The organism is Staphylococcus coagulans (genome assembly GCF_022557135.1).
GTDB lineage: Bacteria > Bacillota > Bacilli > Staphylococcales > Staphylococcaceae > Staphylococcus > Staphylococcus coagulans.
The window spans coordinates 1259592-1285734 of sequence record NZ_CP092966.1; the positions used below are offsets into that span (position 1 = coordinate 1259592).

Annotated in this window: 26 protein-coding genes and 1 pseudogene; 26 read left to right on the top strand and 1 reads right to left on the bottom strand. The window is 34.2% G+C overall.

Translation table 11 applies throughout. The features are described 5' to 3' along the window. Positions 1-268 precede the first annotated feature (268 nt). The 13 genes and pseudogenes from KM149_RS05930 (at position 269) to holA (ending at position 11145) form a co-directional block, all read left to right on the top strand. Positions 269-955, top strand: coding sequence for a 5'-methylthioadenosine/adenosylhomocysteine nucleosidase (locus tag KM149_RS05930; RefSeq protein WP_214969949.1), 687 nt, complete (start codon positions 269-271; stop codon positions 953-955). Between the two features lie 69 nt (positions 956-1024). Further along, entirely contained in the window at positions 1025-1552 is a 528-nt protein-coding gene (locus tag KM149_RS05935) for a YqeG family HAD IIIA-type phosphatase (protein WP_165545531.1), read from the top strand. Further along, positions 1553-2653: a ribosome biogenesis GTPase YqeH gene (gene yqeH / locus KM149_RS05940; RefSeq protein ID WP_050330766.1), complete on the top strand. Its 1101-nt coding sequence runs from the start codon at positions 1553-1555 to the stop codon at positions 2651-2653. 13 nt (positions 2654-2666) lie between these two features. Then, positions 2667-3476: a shikimate dehydrogenase gene (gene aroE / locus KM149_RS05945; RefSeq protein ID WP_214969946.1), complete on the top strand. Its 810-nt coding sequence runs from the start codon at positions 2667-2669 to the stop codon at positions 3474-3476. Between the two features lie 13 nt (positions 3477-3489). Then, the gene (yhbY, locus tag KM149_RS05950; protein WP_050330768.1) at positions 3490-3783 is read left to right on the top strand and encodes a ribosome assembly RNA-binding protein YhbY; all 294 of its coding nucleotides are present in this window, start codon (positions 3490-3492) and stop codon (positions 3781-3783) included. A gap of 1 nt (position 3784) precedes the next feature. Beyond that, positions 3785-4366 carry a nicotinate (nicotinamide) nucleotide adenylyltransferase gene (nadD, locus tag KM149_RS05955; RefSeq protein ID WP_060829827.1) on the top strand — a complete coding sequence of 194 codons (582 nt, stop codon included), beginning with the start codon at positions 3785-3787 and terminating at the stop codon, positions 4364-4366. Beyond that, a pseudogene (gene yqeK, locus KM149_RS05960) lies at positions 4344-4924 on the top strand (bis(5'-nucleosyl)-tetraphosphatase (symmetrical) YqeK); the annotation flags it as partial. The gene nadD and the pseudogene yqeK, both read left to right, overlap by 23 nt. Positions 4925-4927: 3 nt before the next feature. Then, on the top strand, positions 4928-5284 hold the full coding sequence (rsfS, locus tag KM149_RS05965; RefSeq protein WP_016425228.1) for a ribosome silencing factor: 357 nt from the start codon (positions 4928-4930) through the stop codon (positions 5282-5284). Next, positions 5281-6006, top strand: coding sequence for a class I SAM-dependent DNA methyltransferase (locus KM149_RS05970; RefSeq protein WP_241415585.1), 726 nt, complete (start codon positions 5281-5283; stop codon positions 6004-6006). Before rsfS ends, KM149_RS05970 begins: the two co-directional genes overlap by 4 nt. Positions 6007-6056: 50 nt before the next feature. Next, positions 6057-6695, top strand: a complete 639-nt coding sequence (locus KM149_RS05975) for a helix-hairpin-helix domain-containing protein (protein WP_214969940.1) — start codon at positions 6057-6059, stop codon at positions 6693-6695. Positions 6696-7403: 708 nt separating this feature from the next. Further along, the gene (locus tag KM149_RS05980; protein WP_241415183.1) at positions 7404-7868 is read left to right on the top strand and encodes a ComE operon protein 2; all 465 of its coding nucleotides are present in this window, start codon (positions 7404-7406) and stop codon (positions 7866-7868) included. 119 nt (positions 7869-7987) lie between these two features. Beyond that, positions 7988-10099 (top strand): DNA internalization-related competence protein ComEC/Rec2, encoded by a 2112-nt coding sequence (locus KM149_RS05985; RefSeq protein ID WP_241415586.1) that lies wholly within the window; start codon positions 7988-7990, stop codon positions 10097-10099. Positions 10100-10170: 71 nt separating this feature from the next. Beyond that, positions 10171-11145, top strand: coding sequence for a DNA polymerase III subunit delta (gene holA / locus KM149_RS05990; RefSeq protein WP_182280273.1), 975 nt, complete (start codon positions 10171-10173; stop codon positions 11143-11145). A gap of 329 nt (positions 11146-11474) precedes the next feature. Here the strand turns inward: holA and rpsT are convergent, their stop codons facing one another. Next, on the bottom strand, positions 11475-11723 hold the full coding sequence (gene rpsT / locus KM149_RS05995) for a 30S ribosomal protein S20 (RefSeq protein ID WP_016425221.1): 249 nt from the start codon (positions 11721-11723) through the stop codon (positions 11475-11477). Between the two features lie 299 nt (positions 11724-12022). Between rpsT and lepA the strand changes: the two genes are divergently transcribed. The 13 genes from lepA (at position 12023) to KM149_RS06060 (ending at position 25925) form a co-directional block, all read left to right on the top strand. Next, the gene (lepA, locus tag KM149_RS06000) at positions 12023-13846 is read left to right on the top strand and encodes a translation elongation factor 4 (protein WP_050330776.1); all 1824 of its coding nucleotides are present in this window, start codon (positions 12023-12025) and stop codon (positions 13844-13846) included. Positions 13847-13909: 63 nt separating this feature from the next. Further along, complete coding sequence (gene hemW, locus KM149_RS06005) at positions 13910-15031, top strand: radical SAM family heme chaperone HemW (RefSeq protein WP_060829833.1); 1122 nt, start codon at positions 13910-13912, stop codon at positions 15029-15031. Positions 15032-15134: 103 nt separating this feature from the next. Beyond that, positions 15135-16124: a heat-inducible transcriptional repressor HrcA gene (hrcA, locus tag KM149_RS06010; protein ID WP_165545522.1), complete on the top strand. Its 990-nt coding sequence runs from the start codon at positions 15135-15137 to the stop codon at positions 16122-16124. A 42-nt stretch (positions 16125-16166) separates the two neighbouring features. Continuing rightward, the gene (gene grpE, locus KM149_RS06015) at positions 16167-16772 is read left to right on the top strand and encodes a nucleotide exchange factor GrpE (protein ID WP_050330779.1); all 606 of its coding nucleotides are present in this window, start codon (positions 16167-16169) and stop codon (positions 16770-16772) included. A gap of 63 nt (positions 16773-16835) precedes the next feature. Continuing rightward, on the top strand, positions 16836-18668 hold the full coding sequence (gene dnaK / locus KM149_RS06020; protein WP_182280270.1) for a molecular chaperone DnaK: 1833 nt from the start codon (positions 16836-16838) through the stop codon (positions 18666-18668). Positions 18669-18778: 110 nt separating this feature from the next. Next, on the top strand, positions 18779-19909 hold the full coding sequence (gene dnaJ / locus KM149_RS06025) for a molecular chaperone DnaJ (protein ID WP_016425215.1): 1131 nt from the start codon (positions 18779-18781) through the stop codon (positions 19907-19909). Positions 19910-19912: 3 nt separating this feature from the next. Then, positions 19913-20845, top strand: coding sequence for a 50S ribosomal protein L11 methyltransferase (prmA, locus tag KM149_RS06030; protein WP_241415184.1), 933 nt, complete (start codon positions 19913-19915; stop codon positions 20843-20845). 1 nt (position 20846) lies between these two features. Next, the gene (locus tag KM149_RS06035) at positions 20847-21599 is read left to right on the top strand and encodes a 16S rRNA (uracil(1498)-N(3))-methyltransferase (protein ID WP_060829836.1); all 753 of its coding nucleotides are present in this window, start codon (positions 20847-20849) and stop codon (positions 21597-21599) included. 4 nt (positions 21600-21603) lie between these two features. After that, positions 21604-22953, top strand: coding sequence for a tRNA (N(6)-L-threonylcarbamoyladenosine(37)-C(2))-methylthiotransferase MtaB (gene mtaB, locus KM149_RS06040; protein ID WP_050330783.1), 1350 nt, complete (start codon positions 21604-21606; stop codon positions 22951-22953). A gap of 307 nt (positions 22954-23260) precedes the next feature. Beyond that, the gene (gene rpsU, locus KM149_RS06045; RefSeq protein WP_002471046.1) at positions 23261-23437 is read left to right on the top strand and encodes a 30S ribosomal protein S21; all 177 of its coding nucleotides are present in this window, start codon (positions 23261-23263) and stop codon (positions 23435-23437) included. Positions 23438-23625: 188 nt separating this feature from the next. After that, a complete protein-coding gene (locus KM149_RS06050; protein ID WP_050330784.1) occupies positions 23626-24297 on the top strand; it encodes an NfeD family protein in 672 nt (223 codons plus the stop codon). Between the two features lie 19 nt (positions 24298-24316). After that, on the top strand, positions 24317-25315 hold the full coding sequence (gene floA / locus KM149_RS06055; protein ID WP_016425210.1) for a flotillin-like protein FloA: 999 nt from the start codon (positions 24317-24319) through the stop codon (positions 25313-25315). Positions 25316-25328: 13 nt separating this feature from the next. Beyond that, on the top strand, positions 25329-25925 hold the full coding sequence (locus KM149_RS06060; protein WP_165545516.1) for a hypothetical protein: 597 nt from the start codon (positions 25329-25331) through the stop codon (positions 25923-25925). Positions 25926-26143: the final 218 nt, after the last annotated feature.

Here is a 26143-nt window from a genome sequence, read left to right on the forward strand (position 1 = left end):
TCCCATTTTTTATTATGAAGTTGTAGGTCTAAGTGTGATAAAATAGCAAAGGTAAGGTATCGGATGTGTGAGGATAGTTAGGGTGTTGTATTTTATAGATGTGTATTTCTTGTTTTGAATTAATGGCACTTTACTAGATACAATGATGAGAATTGTGTAAACTATGCGACATCCTAAATTTATAAGCAACTTAAACTTTTATAATTAAAATTATACCTTTTATCGATTAAATAGTAATAATTCAACATGTGTAACAGGAGGAAATATTATGATTGGCATTATTGGTGCTATGGAAGAAGAAATAGAAATTTTAAAATCTCAGATGGTGGGGTTAGAAGAGATCAAAATCGCACACACTGTTTTCTATAAAGGCTTTTTAAATGACAAAGAGATTATTTTAACACAAAGCGGAATTGGTAAAGTCAATGTTGCTATCTCAACGGCATTATTAATCAACGAATTTAAACCAGCGTATATTATAAATACTGGATCAGCAGGTGCACTTCAACCTGGCTTGTCATTAGGGGATGTTGTCATTAGTTCGGAGGTGGCATATCATGATGCTGATGCACGCGCTTTTGGTTATGAAATAGGGCAAATACCTGGCATGCCAGCAACGTACAAAGCGGATCAAGAATTATTTGAAAAAGTAGATAAAGTTTTAAAATCTTTAAGCCAAAATGGTAAAGAAGGCCTTATTGTATCGGGAGATAGCTTTATTGGTACCAACGCGCAACGTCAAACAATTTTAGCTTCATTCCCACATGCTTTAGCAGCTGAAATGGAAGCTGCAGCCATCGCTCAAACGTGTTTCCAATTTAATACGCCATTTATCATTACACGTGCAATATCTGATTTAGCAGATGAAGAAGCAGGAATGACTTTTGAAGCATTTTTAAAAGTAGCCTCACAGTCTTCAAGCAAAATGGTTAGTGAATTAGTCAAAGAATTATAAACAAAGCGCTTTTAAGAAGATATTGTGTTATAATACTACGAATGAAGTATTTTAAAATGGAGGATTATAATGGGTATTATCAAGCGATTATTTTTGCCTAACCAATATGTCAAATCAATTCATGAAATCGACTTTGACGAATTACACGCACTAAATATTAAAGGTGTCATTACAGATTTAGATAATACATTAGTAGGTTGGGATGAAGCAGATCCCACACCTAAAGTTCAGGAATGGTTTAAAGGCCTTGAAGATAGAAACATGAAAGTAACGATTGTTTCTAATAATAATGAAAAAAGAGTGAAATCTTTTTGCCAAAACTTAAATGTAGATTATATTTTTAAAGCTAAAAAACCACGTGGAAAATCTCTAAGACGTGCAACACATCAAATGGGGTTAGAGAAAGATACGGTCGTAGTCATTGGAGATCAAATGTTAACAGATGTATTTGGTGGAAATCGCAGTGGTTTATATACAATTATGGTTGTCCCAGTTAAAAATTCAGATGGATTTATCACTAAGTTTAACCGGCTATTAGAGAGACGCTTATTAAATCATTTCAAGCGAAAAGGTTATATTAAATGGGAGGAATCTTAATTGACTGAAACTTTAAAGTGTATCGGTTGTGGTGCAGTCCTACAATCGACTGACCCTCAAAAACCTGGTTACGTCCCAAAAGCAAGCATGGGAAAAGAAGACGTCATTTGTCGACGTTGTTTCCGCTTAAAGAACTACAATGAGGTTCAAGATGTCGGTATGGATAGTGATGATTTTCTTGAATTATTGAATAGCCTATCGAACAAACCTGGAATTGTAGTTAATTTAGTAGATGTGTTTGATTTTGAAGGTTCGTTTATTAATGCAATTAAAAGAATTGTAGGAAATAAAAAAATTATTTTAGCAGCGAATAAAGTTGATTTATTACCAAAACAAATTAATAAGCGTCGTGTAACGGAGTGGTTACGAAAATCTGCTAAAAATTATGGCTTATATCCTGAAGATGTATGTCTCATTTCTGCACATAAAGGGTTCGGTATTGATGAACTTCTCCAAACGATTGAAAAGCATCGTGACGGGCAAGATGTGTATATTGTTGGCACAACAAATGTCGGGAAATCGACATTGATTAATCGCTTAATAGAACAAAGCGTAGGAGAAAAAGATGTTGTCACAACATCTAAAGTACCAGGTACAACACTTGATATGATAGATATCCCAATTGATGATCAAAGTGACATGTATGATACACCAGGTATTATACAGGCACATCAAATGACACATTTTGTAACAACAAAAGAGCTCAATATCATTATGCCTAAAAAAGAAATTAAACAGCGCGTTTATCAACTCAATGAATTACAAAGCTTGTTTATTGGAGGGTTGGCTCGTGTCGATTATTTAAAAGGAGGAAAACGACCTCTAGTTTGTTATTTTTCTAACGAGCTTCACATCCACAGAACTAAGCTAGAAAAAGCTGATCAATTATGGAAAACTCAACTTGGTTCACTATTAACACCACCGTCCCAACCTCAAGACTTTGATTTTGAACAACTCAATACGATTCATTTGAATACAGGAAATGAGAAAAAAGACATCATGATTTCTGGTTTAGGCTTCGTTACCGTTGACGCTGGTGCAGAGTTAGATGTGACGGTTCCTAAAAATGTTGAAGTGACATTAAGACCTTCCATTATGTAAGGAGTGAGCATGTATGAAATTTGCAGTTATCGGGCATCCAATCGACCATTCTTTATCACCCATCATGCATCAGACAAATTTTAAAAGTTTAAATTTAAACGATCAATATGAAGCGCTTAATATTCCAGAACAGGATTTTCACCATATTAAAGATATCATTTCCGAAAGAGATTTAGATGGTTTTAATGTCACTATTCCTCATAAAGAGCGTATCATCCCTTTTTTAGATTCACTTACTGAAGAGGCGCAAGCAATTGGTGCAGTGAATACTGTTCAAATTATCAATAATCAGTGGATTGGGCACAATACTGATGGCCTCGGCTTTGTTAAAGGATTGCAATCAAAATATGGAGATTTAAGTGACGCACAAATCCTTATCTTAGGTGCAGGTGGGGCGAGTAAGGGAATCGCGTATGCATTAAAAAAAGTATGCAAACTTCCAATTACGGTTGCCAATAGGACAATGGCACGCTTTGACAGTTGGAAATTTGATGTGCTTAAGTATACTTTGAATGAGGTTCATCCTCTATTGGAGACATTTGATATTATTATTAATACAACGCCAGTAGGCATGCATCAATCTACTGATAGTATCATTACTTTTCAAAAATTAAAGCCTAGTGTACTTGTATGTGACATCATTTATAACCCTTTACAAACTTCATTTTTAAAGCAAGCTGCTCAAAAAGGGTATAGGATATACAATGGTTTGGATATGTTTGTTTTTCAAGGCGCAGAAAGTTTTAAGATTTGGACGGGCCTAGAAAGTAACATTTCAGAAATGAGACAAGCTGTACTAAAGAAATTAAATGACACGAATTAATAAGGAGGCTATTATGGCGTTAACAGGAAAACAAAAGAGATATTTAAGGAGTCAAGCACATCATGTTGACCCTACATTTCAAATTGGAAAATCAGGTATAAATGAAAATATGATTGTTCAAATTAAAGATATTCTTGAAAAACGAGAATTAATTAAAATTCATATTTTACAAAATAATTTAGAAGATAAGGCCACACTTGCAGAAACAATAGCAAATGAAACTCAAAGTGAATTGGTTCAACTGATTGGATCTATGATTGTTCTTTATAAGGAATCTAAAGAAAATAAAACGATTGAACTCCCTTAATATGAAAAAAATCGTTATTTATGGAGGACAGTTTAATCCAATTCACAGTGGTCACGAGATGGTTGCGAGCGAGGTGAATGACCAGATTAGACCGGATGCGTTTTATTTTATACCGAGTTACATGTCGCCTTTAAAGACACCGACCGGTTTAATCGATGTCAAACATCGTTTAAAAATGGTCGAACTTGTCATTCAAAATCTGGGATTTGGCACACTTCGTTTAGACGAAATACATCGTAAAGGAAAAAGTTACACTTACGATACATTAGTCGCAATTAAAAATGAAGCGCCAGACGCGCAACTCTATTTTGTAATTGGCACTGACCAATATGAACAATTAGACAAGTGGTATAAAATTGGGGAATTAAAGAAAATCGTTACTTTTATTGTTGTTAATAGAGGCTATCCAATCCAATCACAATCAGAATCTATCCAACCGATTGATATTCCTAATATCGAAATCAGCTCAACTGAAATTCGTGAACGTTGTAAGCAAGACAAAACGATTCATATGTGGGTACCGTTAAATGTCGAACAGTATATTTTTAAGGAGGGGTTATATGGATCAAGCGTTTGCAATTGAATTGGTTAAGCAAAAGTTACCTAAAAAAAGATTCGAACATTCAATGCGTGTTGCAGAAACAGCTGTTAAGTTAGCAGATATTTATGAAGGGGATAAAGAAAAAGCGGAATTAGCAGGTATTTTACATGATTTTTGTAAATATGACGACCTCAGCTTTTTATATCAACAAGTGACGCGCTATCAGTTAGATCACGAGCTTTTAGGTTATGGTTCTGAGATTTTACACGGTCCTGTTTGTGCGGCATTGATGAAACATCAATATGGTCTAAACGATAAAGAAATTTTATTAGCAATCTATAATCATACAACAGGTCGTAAAAAAATGACGAAAACTGAAAAACTAGTGTTTATCGCTGACTATATCGAACCTGGACGTAAAACACCCGGTGTAGATGAAATACGCGATATGGTCTATAATGGTGTAGGCTTAGATAGAACAATATATGAAATATCCAAACGTACAGTATTGTTTCTTGTGAACAAAGATGTTAATGTTTTTCAATCAACTATTGATTGTCTTAATTATTACAATTTAAACGACTCTAATTAAAGGATGATTCAATGAACGTAAAAGACTTACTCATGTTAGCTGTTAAAGCTGCAGACGATAAAAAAGGCGAAGATATTATCTCACTTAATATGCATGGCATTTCTGATATTGTAGATTACTTTGTTGTTTGTCATGGAAACAATGAAAGACAAGTTCAAGCTATCGCAAGAGCTGTTAAAGAACAAGCGGAAGAACAAGGCGTTACAGTGAAACGTATAGAAGGTTTCAATGAAGGCCGATGGATTTTAATTGATTTAGCAGATGTTGTTGTTCATGTTTTCCATAAAGATGAACGCAGTTATTACAATTTAGAAAAACTTTATCAAGATGTAGAAATGATGGGATATAAAGAGGTTATGAGTTCATAATGCAATATGAGAATTTAAGTGTATTTTATGATCGATTAACTGATGATCAGCCTTATGATAAATGGCTTGCCATTATAAAGGATACGCTTCATGCCGCTCAAGCTCATTCCATCTTAGATATTGGTTGCGGGACTGGTAATTTAACACAGTTTTTACCACAACTAGCGACCGAGGTAGTAGGAATGGATTTAAGTCCTGAGATGATAGCACGTGCACAGCAAAAATCTGAACATGTAAACTGGATACAAGGGGATATGACAGCATTTAACTTAAATCGCCAATTTGATTTAGTGACGATTCTTTGTGACAGTTTAAATTACGTTGTAGAAGAAGCGGATGTAATGGCAACTTTTAATCATGTCTTCCATCATCTCAAACAACAAGGAAGTTTTATCTTTGATGTGCACAGTATTTATAAAATGGATACACAGTTCAACCAACAAGTTTATTTAGATGATCGTGAAGACTTAACGCTCGTATGGCAAACCGAAACTGGCGAATTACCTCATAGTGTTTGGCATGATTTAACATTTTTCATCCGAACAGAAGACGGTCAATATTTAAGAAGAGATGAATCACAGTTTCAACGGACGTTAGAAAAAGCCCAGTATATAGAAATGCTTAAAGCAGTTGGTTTTAAAGATATTGAAACATTTTATGATTTCGATTATAGTAATAAAAATAGTGAGAGTGATCGACTCTTTTTTATAGCAAAAAAATAGAAGTAAAACCATCCCTCTTTGCGTGTAAATAAACGCAAGGAGGTTTTTTTATGCGATCTACACAACATGTTTTTGATTTGCTTAAGCACTATAAGATTCACTTATGTCTATGTATTTCTTCATTAATCATTATTCTTTGTTCTATATTCTTTTTTACGGGATTTGACAGCAAAGAATCAAAAGATGTTATATCTCTGCCACATCAAAGTGATTTGATAGAGTCAAGTGTTGGGAAAGATAAGCAATCCAAGCCAAATGAACAGACGATGCCTTCAACCGTCATAGTCGATATAAAAGGTGCAATAAAGCATGCGGGAACATACGAAATGAAACCTAACGCGCGTATAAAGGATTTATTGGATAAAGCTGAGCCACTTAAGAACGCAGATTTATCAACGGTTAATTTAGCCGAAAAGTTACGTGATCAAAAGATGATTTATATTCCAACTGTTAACGATAAACAACAAGTTGGGGCACATGCTGAATCATTAGGTAAAGAGCATGAGACTTCAGATTCAAATCAAGTCATTAATTTAAATACAGCAGAAGAAAAAGACTTGACCCAAATTCCTGGAATTGGACCTTCGAAAGCCCAAACAATCATTAAATATAGAGAAGAACACAATGGCTTTAATGCTGTTGATGAATTGAAAGAAATTAAAGGTATCGGTGATAAAACGTTTGAATAATGAAAAGACCCCAGCTTTTGACATTTAAGATGTTTCAAGTCAAAGCGCCTCTTTTATTCAGTGTGTAGAGAAATCTGCACATCGTGACAGTACGACTGTCCAACAAAGAAATTGAATTGCTTGAAAACCCTAAAGCCTGCTTGACCACAACGTAGAGATAATCAAACTCAAGCGTGAAGGTTGCGAAACTGCAGAAAAAATAAGCAGGATGACATAAGGTTAAAACCTAAGTGTTTTTACAATGGGCAACTAGCAGCCAAGCCTAGAAATAGGAAGGTTCAACGACTATTCCTCTTGAGGGAAGTACACACAAGCGTGTGGAAGTGGTTTCGCCGTATTGGATAATGCCAACGGAAAAGATATAGTCTGTGCTTGTATGAAAATACAAGATGCACATAAAGGTGCTGACGGTGGTGTAGCGTCTACCGTTGAACAATCCAAACCTAAATAATCTCTCATAAAGTGTATGAGATCGAACCGTATAGAAACCGTTTTTATACTTTATCATTTTTGGTGAATTCATATGTAAAACCTATCTATATGCTGAAATCTCATTCAGATGTGTTATAACGGGTGATTATTGAGGTAAAACCAGAGAATCAAATCTTACTTTTCAGTCTGATTGTAGAATCTAACTAGTGAAATACTATAGAAAAAGTTATAATTTAATAAAGAATCATTTGAAATAACTTCGAGGAGTGGCTTAAATTGAAACGTATTCAATGGCATGACTATTTCATGGCACAATCACATTTACTTGCATTGAGATCAACTTGTACTCGATTATCAGTCGGTGCAACTATTATTAAAGACAATCGGATTATTGCTGGAGGCTATAATGGCTCAGTTTCAGGAGAAGTCCACTGTATTTATGAAGGTTGTTTGTTAGAAGATGGTCATTGTATTAGAACGATTCATGCAGAAATGAATGCAATATTGCAATGCGCCAAGCAAGGTGTCTCAACAGAGGGGGCTACAATTTACGTGACGCATTTTCCATGCTTAAATTGCACAAAATCTATAATTCAAGCCGGAATCAAAACCGTTTATTATGCCGAAGATTACCATAATCATCCCTATGCAATCCAGTTATTAAAGCAATCTGGAATTAATTTTGAAAAGATCGACTTTAATGCTCAAACTATTGCTAATTATCTTCTTAATACAAAATGACCTATCTCTTATTATGCTATATTATTGGTCAAATCGCTTATCATCATTTAATGGCTGCGCTTTTTCTATTTTTCATTATATTAATTACTATGTATAGGAAAAGAAAAAACAAATTATTGATGGTGATCAGTTTTTTAATCGTATCGATAGGGTATGGAATTGAAAAAAAGCAACATGCGCCTTTAGAACATATTCAACCTTCCTATACTCAACAACCAAATGAGAAAAAGAACGTATTGATTCATTTTTCTTCTCTTCCTTTAATCAAGGAAGGATTACTTACGGCAAATATATCAGACTTTAATAAACAGTTAGTTTTAAAAGCGCCTTTTAAAACTAAAATCAACGTTCCAAATGCTAATTTCTTTCTGAACCATGCTTGTCCGGTGAAGGGAATATATCGTGATCCTCAACACCTTTCACAATTGGAAGTTCTTTTTGTTAAAAAAATTGATTTTAATAGATGTATAAGCATGCAACCCAAATTTAAAGACTATATCGTGTATGCACGTAATAGTTTGATTGAACGCATTAGAGCGCATCATTTTATAGGCCAAGGTGAAATATTAGCAATTGCTACAGGCTCCACAGATGATATGTCTAGTGAAATCAAGGCACGAGCGAGAGACTTGGGTATATCACATTTATATGCGATTAGTGGGACACATGTGAGTATATTAATTGCGCTTTTTTATATGTTCACTAAGCGGTTACCCATTCCCATTTATGTGATTGAATCTCTATTACTTCTCTTTCTACCCTTATTCCTTATATTTGTTAATGCAAGCCCCAGTGCACAAAGAGCTGTATTAATGACAATGTTAATTTTAATACTTTCAAAATACTTTCATTTCACGTCGATACAAGCATTAGCATGTGTGTATATTTTCATGTCGTTTTTGAATATTCAATATCACCATCATCTAGGTTTTATCTATTCGTTTCTCATTAGTAGTGTTCTTATTTTGATGAAAGATCTTTTAAATAAGTATCAGTTCGTCTATTCGCTTATTTTAGCATCTGTGATTTCAATTGTTGCGGTTTTGCCAATCAACTATCTCCAATTTAATGAAATACAATGGCAGGGGATTATCAGCAATATTATCTTTATTCCACTATATAGTTTTGTCATCATCCCTTTCTCATTCATTGTAGGTCTATGTGCATTAATATATCCCTCTTTGTTATTCCTTTTTAAGCCTTTGTCGATGATTATTTTCACGATACAAAATTTCATTTTAAAAGGTTTACAACCGCTTACGCAGTATCATTTTCCCATTGCAGATTTTGGAGAAGTTGGGTTTTTAATGATTACAATCGTTACTTTTATTCTTCTTTACTTCCTTTCTAATGAAAAATATCTCTTGTTCTTTTTGACTGCTGTTTCTTTCCTATTTATAGCGACTCACTTACATCCAAATTATCCTAACCAAATGACGATTTTAGATGTTGGACAAGGCGATGCCATATTCTTCCAAAATAAAAATGGTAAAACACTCCTAATTGATACTGGCGGTTTAGCTGAACATGGGAGCATGAAAAAACAAAACTACAACATCACGGAAAAATCAACTTATCCGTTATTTAAAAAGAGGGGTATTCATCATGTTGATTATTTAATTATCACTCATGATCATAATGACCATTTAGGCGAACTTGCGCATATTTCAAAGTATATCAAAATCAAAAATATTATTATTAATCCTTCTCATTTTAACCAAGAAAAGTTGCAATGGATTCAAAATATTGCGAGAAGCCAACATACAAAATTACTGTCCTATAAAGACATTTCTTTTATCGATTTAGGCGCATTTAAATTTACTCTATTGGATACAAATATTGAAAACAGTGCTGACCCAAATGAACATTCAATCATTACTTTAGCATCGATTGATCAAACCCATATCTTACTAATGGGGGATGCTACAGAAAAAAATGAACTGAAGCTACTCGCTAATTATCGCTTACCGAAAATTCAAATCTTAAAGGTAGGACATCATGGAAGTCAAACGAGTTCATCAACATCCTTTATCAATGAAATACGACCTCAAATCGCACTGATATCAGCAGGTAGAAATAATGTCTATCATTTGCCACATCCAACTACTATTCAAAAGCTAAGGGCCATTCATGCAAAAGTATATAACACCGCTGATAATCATCATATAAATATCGAATTTAATGATAAAGGTAAGACATCGTATCAAATTCATACTGAGAAAGCTTCATAAATAGGAATCACCTTTACTTTTCATGATATAATGTATAAATACGATTGAGAAATAAGAGAGGAAGTATATGTATGTCAAACATTCACGTCATTCATGGGGAAGTCCCTGAGTTAATAGACCGCGAAACATATCAACTCATCGATCATTATCTTGATAATGAACCTAAGGATGATTTTAATTATGTAAAGTATAATTTATATGAGGTCAATATTCATACAATTATCGAAGAAGCTTTGACACTTCCGCTATTTTCAAATAAAAAAGTGATTGTTGTTCAAAATAGTTTCGTTTTTACAGGAGAAAAACCACCTAAAGATTACATTGCTCATACAGATGCGTTACAAGCATTTATAGAAAAATACGATGGGGAAGCTTTACTGATATTTCAAGTCCAATCAGCGAAATTAGATGAGAGAAAGAAGCTTGTAAAAACTTTAAAAAAGCATGCATCAATTAAAAAAATTGAACAAATGTCAGAACAAGAAATGTTGAATTGGATTAAAACGTATCTAAATACATCTTATAAGGAAATTAAACAAGATGCATTAGAGCACTTATTATCATTAACAGGCGTACAATATCGTGTTATAAAACAAGAGCTTGATAAGTTGCTATTATTTGTAGGAGAGCGCCCCGTCATAAATAAAGACGATATACAAATGATTGTTAATAGAAGTCTTGAGCAAAATGTTTTTCTATTAACCGAATATATTCAAAAAGGTCAAAAGGATAAGGCAATTCAACTCATTAAAGATTTAATTCAGCTTAAAGAAGAACCTATTAAATTATTAGCACTTATCACTAGTAATTATCGATTGTATTATCAAACCAAAATTTTGAGTCAAAAAGGATATTCTGGGCAACAAATTGCTAAAACTGTTGGTGCACACCCTTATCGAGTTAAATTAGCACTCAACCAAGTTAAAAGATATCAATTAGAATCATTATTATCGATTATTGATCGATGCACTGAAACAGATTATAAACTTAAGTCTTCCTATATGGATAAAGTTTTAATTTTAGAATTATTTATACTTAGCTTGTAGCGTATGGCGATTAGTTCCGCGACACTCTCAAATAGTTATGTGCTACGGTGCGTTTTCTTCATTCAACTTTTTATGGCGAACCACATTACATTTTAAGTGTTTATTTAATCAACCGTTAATATTTTTCTAATGGTTGATTAAATGACTAAGATTTTGTTGCAAAAAAATAAGGTTGAGACATTGGTAAGTCTCAACCTATGAAAGTTATTAAATTAATGAAATTAGCAATAAATAACCACATTAATGCTTAATAAAAACTTTTAATGATTAATGCTAGAGGGAACGAATGTCCCACACTCATAATCTATAACTTTCAAACAAATATTGAATTATTTTGCTGACATCAATTTAGATTTCATTCTATCAGCTTTGTTAGAATGAATTAAATTCTTTTGAGCAGCTTTATCAATACGTTTAATTGCATTGCTTACTAATTCTTGTTTATTATCGGCATTTGTCTCAATAGCTTTTTTAGCATTTTTGACTGCAGAACGCATATCATTCTTTTGAGAAATGTTTTTGCTTTCAGCTGTATGAGTTGTTCTCACACGTTTAATTGCAGATTTAATATTGGGCATGAAAGACACCTCCTATAATCATCTTGGTATCAAAATAATTTGATTACAACAAGATTCATTCTATCAAAACTCAAATCAATGTGCAACGATTAATTCAAGTGTAGCTGTATTTTTTGATAATTCAATAAAAACTCACGAAATATAAGGCCTATTCAGGATTGTTTAAGAAAATAGGTTATAATAGAAATATTAACATTAAACACCTCTAGACTCAGTTGCATTTATAACTTAAAAACGTTATTATAGCAAAGATGTAATCGTTAATTGACGGGTAATTTTATGAAAGTGAGTATGATGATATGGATAATCAAGAACGTTTAAATAGACGTAAATATATCAGGAATTTTTCGATCATAGCACATATAGATCACGGAAAATCCACTTTAGCAGATCGTATACTGGAAAATACGAAAACAGTAGAATCTCGCGAAATGCAAGCACAGCTATTAGATTCAATGGATTTAGAACGCGAACGTGGGATCACAATTAAATTAAATGCAGTTCGCTTAAAATATGAAGCCAATGATGGTGAAACTTATACTTTCCATCTTATTGATACACCAGGTCACGTCGACTTTACTTATGAAGTCTCTCGCTCTCTTGCTGCGTGTGAAGGTGCGATTTTAGTCGTTGACGCTGCTCAAGGAATAGAGGCACAAACATTAGCGAATGTATATTTAGCATTGGATAATGACTTAGAGCTTATTCCTGTTATTAATAAAATAGATTTACCTGCCGCAGAACCTGAACGCGTCAAACAAGAAGTAGAAGACGTCATCGGTTTAGATAAAGACGATGCAGTATTAGCAAGTGCAAAATCAAACATAGGTATAGATGAAATCTTAGAAAAAATTGTTGAAATGGTACCACCACCAGATGGTGACCCTAGTGCACCTTTAAAAGCTTTAATCTTCGACTCAGAGTATGATCCATATAGAGGGGTTATTTCATCTATTAGAGTCGTTGACGGTGTCGTTAAAGCAGGCGACCGCATTCAGATGATGGCGACAGGAAAAACATTCGAAGTGACTGAAGTCGGAATTAATACACCAAAAGAATTGCCTGTAGACGAATTAACAGTAGGCGATGTAGGTTATATTATTGCAAGCATTAAAAATGTAGACGATTCTCGAGTTGGGGATACTATCACACATGCGGAAAACCCTGCTGAGACACCATTAAAAGGGTATAAGAAAATGAATCCGATGGTTTATTGTGGCTTATTCCCAATTGATAATAAAGATTATAATGATTTACGTGAAGCATTAGAAAAATTACAACTTAATGATGCTTCTCTTGAATTTGAGCCCGAATCATCAAAGGCACTCGGTTTCGGTTATCGAACTGGATTTTTAGGTATGTTACACATGGAAATTATTCAAGAACGAATTGAACGAGAATTTGGAATTGAATTGATTGCGACAGCGCCTTCAGTTATTTACACTGTGGTATTGAGAAATGGTGATCAGCTACAAGTCGACAACCCAGCTCAAATGCCAGAGAGAGATCAAATTGATAAAATATATGAACCTTATGTAAGAGCAACAATGATGGTACCAAACGATTACGTAGGTGCAGTTATGGAATTATGTCAACGTAAACGTGGTCAATTTATCAACATGGATTATTTAGATGATATACGTGTAAATATTGTATACGAACTTCCACTATCTGAAGTCGTATTTGATTTCTTCGATCAACTCAAATCAAATACTAAAGGATACGCGTCATTTGATTATGAGTTTATCGAAAATAAAGAAAGCAACCTTGTTAAAATGGATATCCTTTTAAACGGAGATAAAGTTGATGCTTTAAGTTTTATCGTTCACCGTGATTTTGCATATGCACGAGGTAAAGTTTTAGTTGAAAAATTAAAAACGCTTATTCCACGTCAACAATTTGAAGTGCCTGTTCAAGCTGCAATTGGACATAAAATTGTGGCGCGTACAAATATTAAGTCAATGGGTAAAAACGTGCTATCTAAATGTTATGGTGGCGACATTAGTCGTAAACGTAAATTATTAGAAAAACAAAAAGCAGGAAAAGCGAAAATGAAAGCAGTAGGTAATGTTGAAATACCTCAAGACGCTTTCTTAGCCGTATTAAAAATGGATGAAGAATAAAATTTTGTTATATGCTCCCCATACATTAAGGTGTTTAGGGGGCATATTTTATGGGGTGACATGATGATAGTGAAAAGTGCATATATTCATATTCCTTTTTGCGTTAAAATCTGTACTTATTGTGATTTCAATAAATATTTCATTCAAAATCAACCAGTTGATGCTTATTTACAATGCTTAAGAGAGGAAATAAAGCAATCAAATGCCTCTACATTAGAGACTTTGTTCGTGGGCGGAGGGACCCCTACAGCTTTGTCAGTAGAGCAACTCACATACCTATTAGAAACGATTCAACAACAATTTAAAATTTTAGGAGAATACACTTTTGAGGCTAACCCAGATGAATTAACGGCTGAAAAAGTAGCTTTACTCAAATCATATGGGGTCAATCGTTTGTCACTTGGTGTCCAAACGTTTGATGATGATTTACTCAAAACTTTAGGGCGTAGTCATCAAAAATCCGATATTTATCAAGCAGTTGAAAATGCAAGATATTATGACATTCCATCTATTAGTTTAGATTTGATGTATCATTTGCCGGGTCAAACTTTAAAACAATTTCAAACTAGTCTTGATGAAGCTTTATCTTTGAATATTGATCATTTATCAAGTTATGGACTTATTTTAGAACCTCAGACCCAATTTTATAACCAATATCGAAAAGGAAAGTTAAAGCTTCCTAATGAAGATATTGGTGCTGAAATGTATAATTTCTTGATGAATCGAATCAAAAAAAGTGAATTACACCAATATGAAATCTCTAATTTCGCAAAAGACAATCATGAATCTGCACATAATAAAGTTTATTGGAAAAATGAAAGTTATTATGGGTTTGGTGCTGGCGCAAGTGGCTATATTGACGGGATTAGATATACAAATGTAAATCCCGTTAATCATTATATTAAAAAAGTCAACCAAGGTTTGAAACCAAGGTTATCTGAAACAGAACCTACTGAACAAGAACAGATTGAAGAAGAAATGTTTTTAGGACTTAGAATGAACCAAGGTGTCAATAAAGATACATTCCAAATGAAGTATCAACGACGTTTAGAAGACGTATATTCTAAAGAAATTTTAAAATTGGAAAAACAAGGACTCATTGAAAATTCACCTACGGAAATAAAGCTTACAGATAAAGGTCGAATAGTAGGAAATGAAGTCTTTGAAGCATTTATACAGGTGTAAAATCTTTTTTTGATATTTGATGCTTTAACATTGACTTACTTTGACCAATTTGATAAATTATAGTTAGCACTTGAAACAAAAGAGTGCTAATGAGGTGAAAAACATGATTACACGAAGACAATTAAGCATTTTAAATGCGATTGTTGAAGATTATGTTGAATTAGGACAACCAATCGGTTCTAATACACTAATACGAAGACATAATGTTGATGTTAGTCCTGCGACAATTAGAAACGACATGAAGTCTTTAGAAGAAAATGATTTAATTAAAAAAACACATTTTTCTTCTGGGCGCGTGCCCTCTGAACAAGGGTTTAGGCTATATGCCAATCGATTGTTAGAGGCGTCATTAGATTCAGATGAGCAAAGTCATCTCAGTTTACATGAAATGTTTGTCAATCATCATTATGATATTTCATCTACATTAGATAACTTTGCAAAAGTGTTTTCAATTCAAACACATTACACAACTCTTGTAATAGGACCTGATCATTCAAAGTCCACTATTTTAGATGTACATTTAATGAAGGTAAACCCTCATCATTTAATTGTTGTACTGGTTTATAAAACTGGACATGTTAAACATTTACATGTTTCCACACAGCAAACCATTGATGATCAATCTATTATCAAAGTTTCAAATTATCTTTCTCAAAGTATTCATACATTTCTCAACGATGGCCAAAATCATCATTTTGAAATGTATCGTATGTTAGGCTTTGATGATAAAGAAATCAACTTAATCATGCATATTTATCAGTTAATTGAACAATACAATAAAGACGAATCATCTCATGTCTACTTAGGTGGCAAACATCAATTAATTGAAGGGTTAAATGAATCAAATGTAGCATCCATTCAACCTATCTTGAAGTATATTGAGTCTGAGCAGATTACAGAATTTATTCATAAAGTTTCTAATCATCCAATCAATATACGCATTGGTACTGAAATTGAGAACAATTTGCATGGTGTAGCCATTCTTACTAGCCCATATCAAATCGAAAAAGATTTGAATGGCTATATCGCCGTCATCGGTCCTACAGCAATGCGTTATCAAAACGTGATACAATTGCTTAGTCGAATATCATAAAATAGGCATACACGCATGCTTATACGTAATGGAGGTTTGAAAATGTCAGAGGAAAAAGACATTCGTGATAACGAAGAAAAAATTGAACCGGAACAGAATGGAAATGAAAATTTATCTTCTGAACCTGTAGAAGATGTTCAAACTGAAAATGAAAGTAGTTCAGAAAATAGCGAAGAGACTGAAACAGTAGATCCAAGAGATGAAGAAATTGCATCTTTAAAATCTAAGCTAGATGAAAAAGAAGAACAGTATCTTCGTTTGTATGCTGAATTTGAAAATTATAAACGACGTATTCAAAATGAAGCACAAATTCAAAAGAAATATCAAGCTCAAAGTGTACTTACTGATGTATTGCCTGCATTAGATAATTTTGAGCGCGCTTTAAAAATAGAAGGTGATGATGAATCATTCAATTCACTTAAAAAAGGTGTAGAAATGGTTTATGATAGCCTTACTAAAGCACTTGAGGATAACGGATTAGAACGTATCAAAACAGAAGGCGAACAATTTGATCCGAACTATCATCAAGCTGTAATTCAAGATGATCATCCGGATTATGAATCTGGACAAATCACAGAAGAGTTACAACCAGGTTATAAATTGAATGACAGAGTATTACGTGCTTCAATGGTAAAAGTAAATCAATAATTTTGACTGAAAATACCATTTATGTAAAAATAACAATGTTTGAAATTTAGGAGGAATTAGACTATGAGTAAAGTTATTGGAATTGATTTAGGTACTACTAACTCTTGTGTATCAGTTTTAGAGGGAGACGAACCAAAAGTAATTCAAAACCCTGAAGGTGCGCGTACAACACCATCTGTAGTTGCTTTTAAAGGTGGAGAAACACAAGTCGGTGAAGTTGCTAAACGTCAAGCAATTACAAACCCAAATACAATTCAATCTATTAAACGTTACATGGGTACTGATCACAAAGAAAATATCGATGGCAAAGATTATACACCACAAGAAATTTCAGCAATGATTTTGCAAAATCTAAAAAGTACTGCTGAAAGCTATTTAGGCGAAAAAGTAGAAAAAGCTGTTATTACAGTACCTGCTTACTTCAATGATGCTGAACGTCAAGCAACTAAAGATGCTGGTAAAATTGCTGGATTAGAAGTTGAACGTATTATTAACGAGCCTACAGCTGCAGCATTAGCTTATGGTTTAGATAAAACAGAAAAAGATGAAAAAGTTTTAGTATTTGACTTAGGTGGCGGAACATTTGACGTTTCTATCTTAGAATTAGGTGACGGTGTGTTCGAAGTACTTGCTACTGCAGGTGACAATAAACTTGGTGGGGATGACTTTGACCAAGTCATTATTGATTATCTTGTTCAGCAATTTAAATCTGAAAACGGTGTAGACTTATCTCAAGATAAAATGGCATTACAACGTTTAAAAGATGCAGCTGAAAAAGCGAAAAAAGATTTATCTGGGGTTTCTTCAACACAAATTTCACTTCCATTTATTTCTGCAGGAGAATCTGGACCATTACACTTAGAAACAACATTAACACGTGCTAAATTTGAAGAATTAGCAGATTCACTTGTTCAAAAAACAATGGGTCCAACACGTCAAGCAATGCAAGATGCTGGTCTTTCAAAAGCTGATATTGATGAAGTTATCTTAGTAGGTGGTTCTACACGTATCCCAGCAGTACAAGAAGCAATCAAAAAAGAAATTGGTAAAGAACCAAACAAAGGTGTTAACCCTGATGAAGTTGTAGCTATGGGTGCTGCAATTCAAGGCGGTGTAATTACTGGTGACGTTAAAGATGTTGTACTTCTAGACGTTACGCCACTTTCACTTGGTATTGAAATCATGGGTGGCCGTATGAACACTTTAATTGAACGTAATACAACAATTCCAACATCAAAATCTCAAGTCTATTCTACTGCCGCTGACAATCAACCCGCTGTAGACATTCATGTGTTACAAGGTGAACGTCCGATGGCATCTGATAATAAAACATTAGGTCGCTTCCAATTAACTGATATTCCACCAGCACCACGTGGCGTACCTCAAATCGAAGTTACTTTTGATATTGATAAAAACGGTATTGTAAACGTAACTGCTAAAGATTTAGGTACAAATAAAGAGCAAAACATTACAATCGAATCTTCTTCAGCGTTATCAGATGAAGAAATCGATCGTATGGTTAAAGATGCTGAACAAAATGCTGAAGCTGACAAAAAACGTCGTGAAGAAGTAGACTTAAGAAATGAAGCAGATCAACTTGTATTCCAAGTAGATAAAACATTAAAAGACTTAGGTGAAAACGTAAGCGAAGATGATAAAAAAGATGCTGAAGCGAAAAAAGACGAGCTTAAAACTGCTTTAGAGGGTAACGATATCGAAGACATTAAAGCGAAAAAAGAAGCTTTAGAACAAGTTGTACAACAACTCTCTATGAAAGTATATGAGCAAGCACAGCAACAAGCTCAAGCTAGTCAAGACAATGCATCTCAACAAGGAAGCACAGTTGAAGACGGCGAATTTAAAGAAGTAAATGACGACGATCAATCACAAAAATAGGTCATGTCACTAAGTATATATTGACTGTAAAAAGTCGCTCAAAGGGGCTAGGACATTCAATCGTCCCAGCCCCTTTTTAATCATAATTTGCATATAAAGGAGAGATGGCATTGGCAAAAAGAGATTATTATGAAGTTCTTGGTGTAAGCAAAAGCGCAAGCAAGGATGAAATTAAAAAGGCTTACCGCAAATTGTCAAAAAAATATCATCCAGATATTAATAAAGAAGAGGGCGCAGATGCTAAGTTTAAAGAAATAAGTGAAGCTTATGAAGTACTTAGCGATGATAATAAACGCGCAAATTATGATCAATTTGGTCATTCTGGACCTCAAGGTGGATTTGGTCAAGGTTTTGGTGGCCAGGACTTTTCAGGATTTGGTGGAGGATTTGAAGATATATTTAGCTCATTTTTTGGTGGTGCTCAAAGACAGCGTGATCCAAACGCCCCACGTAAAGGTGACGACCTTCAATATACAATGACTATTTCTTTTGAGGAAGCTGTATTCGGTACGAAAAAAGAAATTTCTATCCGTAAAGAAGTTACTTGTCATACGTGTGGTGGGGAAGGTGCCAAACCAGGAACTAAAAAGAAAACTTGTTCATACTGTAAAGGTAAAGGCCATATAACAGTAGAGCAAAACACAATACTTGGACGTGTAAGAACTGAGAAAGTTTGTCCTGAATGTAATGGAACTGGCGAAGAATTTGAAGAACCATGTCCAACTTGTAAAGGTAAAGGAACAGAAATTAAAAACGTCAAACTTGAAGTGACTGTTCCAGAAGGTGTCGATAATGATCAACAAATTCGTTTAGCAGGTCAAGGTTCGCCAGGTGAAAATGGTGGTCCTGCTGGTGATTTATTTGTCGTATTCCGCGTTAAACCATCTGATAAGTTCCAACGTGAAGGCGATGACATTTTATATCACCATGATATTGGATTTGCACAAGCTGCATTAGGTGATGAAGTTAAAATCCCAACATTAAATGGGCATGTCATGTTAACCATTCCAGAAGGTACACAAACTGGCAAACAGTTCAGACTTAAAGGTAAAGGGATTAAAAATGTACATGGCTACGGATACGGTGATTTATTTGTAAATATCCGTGTACAAACGCCTACACGCTTAACTGAAAGACAACGTGAAATTTTAAAAGAATTTGCGAGTGAATCAGGAGAAAATATTACTGAACAGCCATCTAATTTTAAAGATAAAGCACGTCGCTTTTTCAAAGGAGATTAGTCAATGACATGGATTGAACTTTCTGTAACCGTAAACCAAGACGCAGAAGCCGTTGTTACTGAAATTCTTCAAGAAGCCGGTTCGAGTGGTGTTGCGATTGAAGATTCGGGAGAGCTTTCAAAAGAACGCAAAGATCGATTTGGAGAGATTTTTGCACTGAATCCAGAAGACTACCCAGAGAGACACATGATTATTAAAGCCTATTTTAATGATTTTCAATATGATGAAACCTTAAAAGAAAATATTAAATCCCAATTTACGCATGCGCCTTTAATTGATCAATCCATCCTAGCTTTAAGTGAAAAGACTATTCAGGAATCAGATTGGGAGAATGAGTGGAAAAACTATTTTCATCCGTTTCAAGCTTCAAATCGTTTCTATATAGTGCCGAGTTGGGAGTCAGTAGACCGTACATCTGATCATCTCTATATTGAGTTAGACCCAGGTATGGCATTTGGTACAGGTGATCACCCAACAACTAGTATGTGCTTAAGTGCTTTAGAGACAACAATACAACCTGAACATCGCGTTATAGATGTGGGCACAGGGTCTGGTATTTTAAGTATCGCCTCTTATTTACTTGGTGCTAAAGCAATTAAAGCAATTGATTTAGATGAAATGGCTGTAAAAGTTGCACAAGAAAATTTCGAAAAAAATCATTGTCTTGACGCTATACAAACAGGCACAGGCAACTTATTGGTCAATGAAACCGAACAATATGACGTTATCATTGCTAATATATTGGCACATATTATCGAAAAAATGATTACAGACGCTTATGCGCGATTGAATCCTAACGGTTATTTCATTGCATCTGGTATTATTGAAGAAAAGCGTGATGAAATACAAGCGCAAATGAAAGCAGCTGGTTTTACAATTATTAACACTGAGTTACAAGAAGGTTGGGTTTGCATTATAGCGCGTAAGGAGATTTAATATGCAAAGATACTTTATTCATAAAAACGCTGAACTTCATCAGCGTTTTTTTATCACAGATAAAAATGATATACACCATATTAAAAATGTTATGCGTTTATCAATAGGCGATGAGATTATCGTTAATTTTTTAGATGCTCAAACGTTTCGCTGTAAAATTATAGCAATATCTGATAGCGACATTTCAATCGAATGTCAGGCACAAGTTGATATAGCGAGTGAATTGCCTATTTCTATCACTATTTGTAGTGGTCTTATTAAAGGCGATAAATATGAGTGGTTGTTACAAAAAGCGACTGAGCTTGGTGCAAGTGCATTCATCACAACTCAAATGGACCGATCTATTGTTAAATTAAATAAGCAAAAAGCCGATAAAAAAGTAGAACGTTGGAAAAAAATCGTTAAAGAAGCAGCTGAACAAAGCTATCGTCAAATCATCCCTGAAGTTAACTTTACCTCGAATTTAAAAGACATTTATGGTATGATAAATCAATATGATTGTGTGCTTATGGCTTATGAGGCATCTGCAAAAGAAAATGAACGGGCATTTTTTAAGACTAAGATTCAACAATTAAAGCCAGGTGCTCGTGTCTTAATGCTATTTGGTCCTGAAGGTGGCTTTTCTGATGAAGAGGTGGCAGCTTTTGAAAAAGTTGCAACTTGTATTGGTTTAGGCCCAAGAATTTTACGTGCTGAAACAGCACCATTATATGCATTAAGTGCCATAAGTTATGAAATAGAATTGATGGGGTGAGTATATGAGTACAGTTGCTTTTCACACATTAGGTTGTAAAGTAAATCACTACGAGACAGAAGCAATTTGGCAATTATTCAAAGAAGAAAACTATGAACGTGTTGATTTTGAACAAAATGCAGACGTTTTTGTAATTAATACATGTACTGTAACAAATACAGGCGATAAAAAAAGTAGACAAGTGATTCGTCGTGCCATTCGACGTAATCCAGAAGCTGTCGTGTGTGTGACAGGATGTTATGCACAAACTTCTTCTGCCGAAATTATGGAAATTCCCGGTGTTGACATTGTTGTAGGTACGCAAGACAGACATAAATTACTTGGTTATATAAACGAATATCAAAAAGAACGCCAACCTATTAATGGCGTAAGTAATATTATGAAAAATCGTACTTATGAAGAATTAGATGTCCCATATTTTACAGACCGCACACGTGCGTCTTTAAAAATTCAAGAAGGGTGCAATAATTTCTGTACTTTCTGTATCATACCATGGGCACGTGGCTTAATGCGTTCAAGAGACCCTAAAAAAGTAATTGAACAAGCAACACAGCTTGTTAATTCCGGTTATAAAGAAATTGTTTTAACCGGCATTCATACAGGAGGTTATGGACAAGACTTAAAAGATTATAACCTTGCACAATTGCTTAGAGATCTTGAAACTGTTGATGGCCTTGAACGTATCCGAATCTCATCTATAGAAGCAAGTCAGCTGACTGATGAAGTAATAGAAGTATTAAAACAGTCACATAAAGTGGTGAGACACTTGCACGTGCCACTTCAATCTGGTTCAGACAGTGTATTAAAACGTATGCGTCGTAAATATTCTATGTCTCATTTTTCTGAACGTATTCAAAAATTACACGAAGCACTACCAGGCTTAGCTGTAACAAGTGATGTTATTGTTGGTTTTCCAGGTGAAACGGAAGCAGAGTTTCAAGAAACTTATGATTTTATTGTTAATCATCATTTTTCTGAACTACATGTTTTCCCATATTCACCGAGAATTGGGACACCTGCAGCCCGTATGGACGATCAAATAGATGAAGAAATCAAAAACGAACGTGTTCATAAGTTAATCGAATTGAGTAATCAACTCGCAAAAACGTATGCTTCTCAATTTGAAAATGACGTATTAGAAGTAATCCCTGAAGAAAAAGGATCGCACGACAATGTATTGGTTGGTTATGCTGATAATTATATGAAAGTTGAATTTGAAGGAGATACTTCTTTAATTGGTCAAATTTGTAAGGTTAAAATTACAAAGGCCGGCTATCCTATAAATCAAGGTTCTTTATTACGTGTGGTTACGCATGCTTCAAACGCTTCCGAACACGAGCATGTACTTATATAATTAAAGTAAGTTGTATCAAACTAACATTAATTTATAGATTTCCACAGATTATTAAAAACTTTAGTATATATCTTGTTCGTTTATACAGTTTTCAATGGACGTTATCCTTATCAAATAGCATGTTTCTATCCTTTTGTCTTCTATATCCTTTGTAATCGTATATTAAAAAAGATTTCGTTTATCTTTAAAAATGTAAATTTGAAGATTGACCGAAATAGAGATTTAATTTATACTATTGTGTATATGGTTCATAGCCATGTACTGATGAATAAAAGTTTTTTTGATATTTGGAGGGAGGGAAATACAGATGTCTAAAACAGTAGTCCGCAAAAACGAATCATTAGAAGATGCTTTACGTCGTTTTAAACGCTCAGTTTCTAAAAGCGGTACAATTCAAGAAGTTCGCAAACGCGAATTCTATGAAAAACCAAGCGTAAAACGTAAAAAGAAATCTGAAGCTGCTCGTAAACGTAAATTCAGATAATTTCATTGTGTTGAACTCCCTCAACGTTCAAATAATGATATATAAAAGCCTAGAACATCGTGTTCTAGGCTTTTTAACATTAAAAAATAAAAATGCATAACTACTACATGTCAGCTGTAATTTCATGTATACTACAAAGAAGAGAGTGAGGTGTATGAACAATTAAATTCGTCATACATAATTTGAATATGATTGATAAGGTAACAAATCAAAGCGGCTTTGAGCATATTGGCTCATGGTTAACCACACAAAGTATTTCGTTAGTACTAACCTGTCTAGTCTTTCTTGGTTTTTTATATCAACTTTATTCTCGTAAAATTAATTTTGCTGGTATTATTGCCTTGTTCGCTTTATTACTTATATTTTTAGGTTTTATCATAGAAGGTAGTTTATCTGTGATTACGATTATGTTATTTACAATTGGAGCAATTTTAGTAATCATAGAACTATTTGTTTTTGGTGCAGTTCTTGGTATCATAGGTATGATTTTAATCATTATCAGCTTGATTACGATGGGTAATGATTTGCCGATGATGCTGCTCAATGTTGTCGTTGCACTAATTTTGACATTAATTGAATGGGTGATTTTAGTGAAATTCTTTAAAAAGAGTATTTCTATCTTTGATAAGGTTGTTTTAAAAGATTCAACGAATAAAGAATCTGGCTATACTTCTCACAATGATCGATCAGACTTAGTGGGCAAGAAAGCCATTACGTATACCGATTTGAGACCTTCAGGAATTATTATATACAATCACGAGCGTATAGATGCTGTTTCAGAGGGCTCTTTTATCAATAAGGATTCTGAAGTCACAATTATTGAAGTCGAAGGTACGCGTGTTGTAGTAAGAGAAAACTAAATATAAAGGAGAGAATGCAATGTTAACAACTGGATTTATATCATTTATTATCATCGCTGCACTTATAATTGTCGCACTTATCATATTATTCTCATTTGTACCAGTAGGATTATGGATATCTGCACTTGCAGCCGGTGTGAAAGTCGGCATTGGAACTTTAGTTGGGATGCGCTTACGTCGTGTATCACCACGCAAAGTCATTGGTCCATTAATCAAAGCACATAAAGCCGGTTTACACCTTACAACGAACCAACTTGAATCACATTATCTAGCTGGAGGTAATGTAGACCGCGTTGTTGATGCCAACATTGCCGCTCAACGTGCTGACATCAATTTACCATTCGAACGTGGTGCTGCTATCGATTTAGCAGGGCGTGACGTTTTACAAGCGGTCCAAATGTCTGTAAACCCTAAAGTTATTGAAACACCTTTTATCGCAGGTGTAGCAATGAACGGGATTGAAGTAAAAGCGAAAGCGCGTATTACAGTACGTGCAAATATTTCACGCTTAGTCGGTGGTGCTGGAGAAGACACAATTATTGCACGTGTCGGTGAAGGTATCGTTTCAACGATTGGTTCAAGTGAGCACCATACACAAGTTTTAGAAAATCCTGATAATATTTCTAAAACAGTGCTAAGTAAAGGTCTTGACTCTGGAACAGCATTTGAAATTTTATCAATTGATATTGCTGATGTTGATATTAGTAAAAATATCGGTGCAGACTTACAAACTGAACAAGCAATTGCAGATAAAAACATTGCGCAAGCAAAAGCAGAAGAACGCCGTGCGATGGCTGTTGCTCAAGAACAGGAAATGAAAGCACGCGTACAAGAAATGCATGCAAAAGTGGTAGAAGCGGAAGCAGAAGTTCCACTTGCATTAGCTGAAGCTTTACGTTCAGGAAATTTAGGTGTCAAAGATTATTACAACCTTAAAAATATAGAAGCTGATACAGGTATGAGAGAAGCGATTAATAAAAGCACTCAAAATAATGATAACTCTACATCAGAACATTAATTGAGGTGATTCTATGAGTATAGGAGTGATCATATTTATCATTTCTGTCGTTGTTTCAATCATTAGCGCAGTTAATGATAAAAGTCATGAGAAACGCCAAAATCGTAAGCCTCCTCAACAAAAACATATTAAACCCGAAAACACGAATCAAAAAAGCTTTTTAGATAAAGTACAAGAAAAGCTAGAAGAATTTGAAAAAGAATTTTCAGAACCTGAACACGTCCCTCAGCAAGAAAAGCAATATCAACCTTCACAACAACCTGTACCTAAAATGCAAGTTGAGCCAATAAAACCTAAAGTGTCAGAACAAAAAAAGCAAGAAGATACGTCGAAGCAACTCAAAGAACTGTTACAATCTCAAATGGATGAAATCGACGCCCAACTTAATAAAGAGCGTCTTAAACAGTTTGAACGCATGGAACGTAAGGCAAAAGAAATTATTCAAGATGAGTATTTATCTAATCGTACTAAGCGAATGAAATTACAACAACTCACTGAGAGAAGAGAACCAGCCCCAGTTTTAAAAGGGGACTTAACCTTTTCAGAAAATGAGGTAGTAAACGGTTTGATTTGGTCGGAAGTTTTAACCAAACCTAAACAATTAAAATAAACTCACTCTAATAACCAAAGGGATTTTCCCTTTGGTTATTTTTATAAGTTCATTTTCTAATTGATATTATTACATTCATCGTTATTAGTTGGCCTTAATGGCCACAATGATAACAGTAATCTCCTGCTAACAAGCTGACAAGTTTATGTCATTTCATGTTAGATTTACGGTTGAAATATAGCAAACATGATATAATAAACCTATAGCGATAAAAGAAC